We start from the raw sequence: 5,541 nt of genomic DNA, 5'->3' as shown, positions 1-5,541 counted from the left end.
TCTTTCTTTTCTTCTCTTCGCGTCCTTTGCGTCTTCGCGGTTCGTTTCAAAAATCTATTTTACAACATCACATTCCCAGGAAATCTCTGTTTCAAAACTGGCATCACCGGACAAGGTTTTTGAGTTTGCAAATTCTCCGGTTTGTTCCAAGTAAAAGGCCCTTTATTCTCGGCCGCCATCCACAGCAAACTTTTGGCTCTAGTCATCGCTACGTAAAGTAATCTAAATTCTTCTGCTGTTTTCAAATAACCTGCTTGTTCCCACGCTTCACCGAGATTTGGTAAAGGATATTTTTCGTGCAAACTCGCTCTAATTTTTGCTCTCGCTACCTCTGCTAAGGTGAAATCTCCTAAAAATCTAGTTTGTGGCAAAACTCGCAAACTTCCGGGGATAGTTTGTTCGTGCAGAAATGGCAAAAATACGCAATCCCAATCTAAGCCTTTAGCTTTGTGCATGGTAATAATTGTGAGTTGACCTTTGCTGGTATAACGTTCTTCTATTTTGTCGTCTGCATCTACAGGTTCAAATCTTTCGGAACTGACAATTTCGCTCAGTACGTCTAATATATTGTGCATTGAATTGTTGCCGGCGGTTTGGATTGCTACTCTTTCTGCTAATTTGTCGGCTGTGGCTAATTCTGTTTGGTCGTATTGCAGCGCTAAGGCTAAAAATGAGATAATTTGGTATGGTGGTAATTCTAAGCGTGCTTGCAGTAAACTGCAACAAAAATAGCGACATTTCTGCACGGGATCTGACTGCTGCGGGTCTAGGGGGCCTGGGTAGAGGAATTGTTCGGGGCTGGTTGTAAAGGCATTGTAGTCTTGTTTGGGGATGAGTTGCCGATCGCTCAAAATCTTTAATGCTGCTTTCAGGTAATCTGGTGAGTGCGGGCGATCGAGAAATTGCAGCAGTGTTAAGATTTCCCAAGGTACTTGAGAATGTCTGTCGCGTTCTCCCACATCCTCAATTTTAATTCCGTATTTACGCAAATCAAAGCTTAATCCGTGTTTTTGCGGATTTTCTAGAACTTCTTTGATAAACTTGCCTTGTTTGTTTTCTCGCACCAAAACTGCCATTGATTTGAGATGTTCTAAGGGCAATTTTGGGCTATTTTCTGCATTCCTTTCTTCACCGCCTGATTGGATATTTTGGTCAGGGTTTACCCATTCAAAATTCGCAGGCAAAAATTGCTCAACTAACTCAATTACCCGCTTACCAATTAACTCAACACTATGGTAAATATCCCTGGGATTACACAATTCTAAACCGCGCCCAATGGAATCGGGATTGGCATTTTGTTGGGGGTCATCGCTGGGAACTGTTTGAATAATTTGGTTGCGAAAAGGCTGTTCGGTTCCGGCTAATTCCGAGCGATTTACCCATTGCAACATAAAGTTAGCTGCATCGATAATTACCTGGCTGCTGCGGCCTGCGCCGTCCATTGTCGCTAACTTATTTTCAACTTCGCACTCGTCACAAAATTTGTTAAAATAAATCGGGTCTGCGGGAGTGAATGTAGAATTTATCGCTTGATTTGGATCGCCAACTCTGATAAAATTGGGAGGTGAATTAGGAGAGTCTGGATCTTGAGCCAATGTTTGCAAAAGTTCAGTTTGCAAAGGTGTTGAATCCTGGGCTTCGTCCTCGAAAACGGCAAATACTTGCTTTTGCTCGATCGCCTTTGCTCCCGGATTGTCCAACACCCGCAAAGCTGCTAAAATCATTTCGTCGTAATCGATAAATTCTCGACTCCTCAACAAAGTCTGATATTTTTGATATAAACCGCCAGCTACGGCTAAAATTTGATAGTCGTCGCTCGAATCTCCCTCGCCCCTTTCTAACAACTCTTCGGGAGACAAACCAGAAGATTTCGCCTCGTGAATCACAGTTTTAGCTAACTGCGGCAAAATCTCCGTCCGCAAAACCGATTGTCGCCGCAGCCTCTCTGTTTCCTCTCCATCAAATTGCTGTCCTTCTAGCAAAATTTGATATCGGCGGGGATTTTCGGCGATCCAAAGTTCTACACAAGTGCGAATTAAGCGGTGACTTTGAGTCGGAGTCACTAAGGTAGAATTTTCTAAATTTAAACCCGATAAATCGGGATGGCGCATGGCAATGTTTAAAGCTAAACCGTGCAATGTGTGTACTGCAAAACCGCCTTGGGATAAAGACAATTCTCCTAATCTTTGGCGAATTTTAGCTTTAATATTAGCAGCAGCCGATCGCGTAAATGTCACCACAATTAACTGGCGGCGGTTGTGAAGCCGATGGCGGGCGATCGCAATTGCGGACGCAGCGGCCATTCCCGTAGACTTCCCGGCCCCTGGAACGGCGGAAACGGCAAGGGGGCCGCCTGTCCAATCCGCCATCTCGTGCTGCCCCTTACGCAGGCTCTCACGAATTTTACCGCAAGCTGCCACCAAAAAAGCCGCCGGCTCTAACTCGGAGAAAGTGCTGTCAGGGCGATCGATCTCAGTAGTCGATCGGCTAAAATCCAAATCAAATTCATCAGTCATTATTACATCCGCGTTTATCTGCGTTCATCTGCGGTTAAAAATCCCAAAATCTTCAACCCCAACCGTTTCCATTTTTGTATCGGCTAAACTAACACCATCTATCCGAGCTTAAATTAAAACCAGCATAAAATTCAATACCTTACAGGAAAAACCCTAATGAAAACTCAACTCAAAACCAATTCCCGGCCGCACCAGCCCCACCTAAACCAACCCAACAACAGCACAATTCGTTTTGCTGTGGCGGCATTTTTAACTTTATCTTCAGCTATTGCTTTACCGAGTTGTGCCGCAAATTCGCCCTCCAGCGTTGGAGGTAGCGCAGATTCATCCAGCAGTCGCGAAAACCAAATTGTCGCATCTGCACCGCAACAGGCACCCGCCCCAGTCGCAAGACAAGGCGCACAGCCAAAAACTTCTGCTGTATCCAAAACAGCACCTCCAGAAACTCCAGCAACTACTCCCCAACTGATTAAAAAAGCCGAGCTCAGTGTCGTTGTCAAATCAATTGACACTAGCACTAAATCTGTTACCGAGATTGTGAAAAAGCAGCAAGGCGATATCTTGGGTTTCCAAAACCAAAAGCCACCGGATTCTAGTATCCGCCAAACCGCAATGTTGGAGATTCGGGTACCTCAAGCAAAGTTAGAAACTACTTTAGATGCTTTAGCAAAACTCGGAAGCGTACAGAATCGAGGGCTTACGGCTGAGGATGTTACTACTCAATTAGTTGATAATGACGCTAGGCTGCGGAATCTTCGCAAATCGGAAGAAGTTGTGTTAAAAATTATGGAGCGATCGGGTTCTGTGGGGGATGTGTTGAAAGCTGCTCAAGAGTTGAGCAATATTCGGGAGTCGATCGAGCGGATTGATGCTGAGTTAAAAAGTTTGCGGAATCAAGTAGCTTATTCGACAATTAGTTTAACTTTAGAAGCCGCAGTCTCGGCTCAGCAAGATCCCGAACCTTCTCTCGGTTTGCGGGCGCAGGAAACTTGGGGGAAAGCGACTCATTCTGTGGGCGAATTGACGCTCGGTTTGTTTGGTTTGGCTATTTGGATGTTAGCTTACAGTCCTTATTTTCTGCTAATTGGTGCGGCGGTTTACGGTGTTGTTCGATTTAAGAAACAGCATTCTGTTCCGAAAATTCAAGAACCGAAACCGCCTCAGTAGTCAGTAGTCAGTAGTCAGTAGTCATTAGTCAGTAGTCATTAGTCATGTTTTGCTGTCGCCTCCGAGCTTTCCGTACAACGTCATCATGCAGAAGGAAGAAGGAAGGAAGAAGTTTGTAGGGTGTGTCGCTTGCAGATCATATTTGGAACAAATCGACAATCGGGTAGCGACGCACCAAACGCCGAAATATTGCGATAGAGCGGACTTGATATCCTTCCTAATTTAAAATCGCCAATGGTAGAAGGTGCGTCGCGCGGAGATTGTCGATTGGCTCCAAATATCGTCTGCAAGCGACACACCCTATGGCCACTAATGACAACTAACAACCAACAACTAATAACCAACAACCAATAACTAACAACTAACAACTAACAACTGACAACTAACAACTGACTAATCGTCTATTTGCCATCCATCTTTGGTATAATCTTCATCCAGAATCTTCTTCGGTCTCATCACCAGCACGACTCGTCCCAAAATCGACAACTGCGGGGATGTTTCAAACCATTGCAATTCTAAATTTCCCCCGTTGTCTGCGAGGAAATAACTGTCAGCATCCCACTGTCTTTGGGCGCGATCGGCAATAATCAAAACTTCTTCAACTTTACCTTGCAGCGGTACCGGCAATCGATCGCTCATTTCCAAAATCGCCACTGGATCTTCGGCTTTCAAAATTACCTGCCATCCGGGAATCGCCACCCAAGCTCCGGCTCCGGCAAATTTTACCATTCGGAACGGCTCGATTTCCTCCGGTAAAGGCACTGCTATCAAATCTGACGCAGTAAGCGGCAATTTGCCGGCAACCGGGACAATCCGGGGCAGTTGTTCCTCTGAATCGACCCTGTAGGTGGGTAAGCGGGGCGCTTCCCGCCTCGGAACTACGGTAAAATCTACGAGCAATTGCTCGATTTGCCCCCTAGCTGTTTGGCTGCTAGCTAATTTTAAGCCGCGAGCAATTAAGCGCGATCGCTCTTGCAAATCGCTTTTCTGTCTCGCCAACTGCCAGCACTGGTAGGCTACAGCATCCCCTGGAGTGTCTGTGAACCCCTGCGGGAGACTCCCGAAGTGCGAAAACTCCTTCATGGCTTTGGCAACTTGACGAGCATCGTCAACATCCAAATTGTGGGCTAGGATCAAAGCTGCTGCTCCGGCTCGCTCTGTCTGAGACAAAATCCGAAATTCGTATAAAATATCACTTCCTTTGCGTAGAAAGTGCGATCGAACTTCTTCCGAACCGCCAGCGTTGACCATGCTGGTGTAAACTTGGGCTGCGACGCTGACTTGATTTTGCTGAATTGGCTCAAAACCAGTTGCTTCAAAAACCTTCTGAGAACTCCAGCCTGCTTGCTGTAAGGCGGTGCAGGCTTGTCCCCACTCTACCCAAGTGCCTTCCTTGCGGCGGAGCGATCGAATTAACTTTTCGACATCCACAGCATTAGTGGAGGGTGCAGGTGCAGAAGGCGAGAAATCTTGAGGTGTATCAGTCATAATTTAATCAAAAACCAGTGCTAATTTATCAGAAATTTGGGTAAAAACCCCGTCCTTTGAGGACAGCTTTACAATATCTTCAGGTTTGCTCACAAAATAATTGCTAAAATGCAAGCATGACACAAAAAGCTTTCAAGTACCGCTTCTATCCGACTCCCGAGCAAGAAACCTTGCTTCGGAGAACCTTGGGCTGTACTCGATTGGTCTACAACCGCGCTCTCTGGGCCAGAACAGAGGCATGGTACGAACGGCAAGAGCGAGTTGGCTACACCGAAACCTCTAGTTTGTTGACGGCATGGAAAAAACAAGAGGATCTTGATTTCCTTAATGACGTTAGTAGCGTTCCCTTGCAGCAGGGCTTGAGACACCT

Annotated in this window: 4 protein-coding genes; 2 read left to right on the top strand and 2 right to left on the bottom strand. The window is 46.0% G+C overall.

The genetic code is table 11. The features are described from left to right. Positions 1 to 59 precede the first annotated feature (59 nt). Positions 60 to 2,516, bottom strand: a complete 2,457-nt coding sequence (locus QUA97_RS24750; protein WP_333196756.1) for an ATP-dependent helicase — start codon at positions 2,514 to 2,516, stop codon at positions 60 to 62. Positions 2,517 to 2,672: 156 nt separating this feature from the next. On the opposite strand from QUA97_RS24750, the gene QUA97_RS24745 reads away from it, so the two are divergent. Then, positions 2,673 to 3,683 (top strand): DUF4349 domain-containing protein, encoded by a 1,011-nt coding sequence (locus QUA97_RS24745; RefSeq protein WP_333196754.1) that lies wholly within the window; start codon positions 2,673 to 2,675, stop codon positions 3,681 to 3,683. Positions 3,684 to 4,076: 393 nt separating this feature from the next. Here QUA97_RS24745 and QUA97_RS24740 read toward each other — a convergent pair whose 3' ends face one another. Then, the gene (locus QUA97_RS24740) at positions 4,077 to 5,171 is read right to left on the bottom strand and encodes a RuBisCO accumulation factor 1 (protein ID WP_194066201.1); all 1,095 of its coding nucleotides are present in this window, start codon (positions 5,169 to 5,171) and stop codon (positions 4,077 to 4,079) included. A gap of 116 nt (positions 5,172 to 5,287) precedes the next feature. On the opposite strand from QUA97_RS24740, the gene QUA97_RS24735 reads away from it, so the two are divergent. Beyond that, positions 5,288 to 5,541: helix-turn-helix domain-containing protein (locus QUA97_RS24735; RefSeq protein WP_333196751.1), on the top strand; the 254-nt coding region annotated here is incomplete at its 3' end.

Origin of the sequence: Microcoleus sp. CZ3-B2 (assembly GCF_036705055.1) — a bacterium.
Classification (GTDB): Bacteria; Cyanobacteriota; Cyanobacteriia; order Cyanobacteriales; family Microcoleaceae; genus Microcoleus.
This window is presented reverse-complemented; position numbering and strand designations above follow the sequence as displayed.

Coding starts and splice junctions, on each gene's coding strand:
- QUA97_RS24740 (WP_194066201.1), bottom strand. CDS start 5,171: ATGACTGATACACCTCAAGATTTCTCGCCTTCTGCACCTGCACCCTCC.
- QUA97_RS24745 (WP_333196754.1), top strand. CDS start 2,673: ATGAAAACTCAACTCAAAACCAATTCCCGGCCGCACCAGCCCCACCTA.
- QUA97_RS24750 (WP_333196756.1), bottom strand. CDS start 2,516: ATGACTGATGAATTTGATTTGGATTTTAGCCGATCGACTACTGAGATC.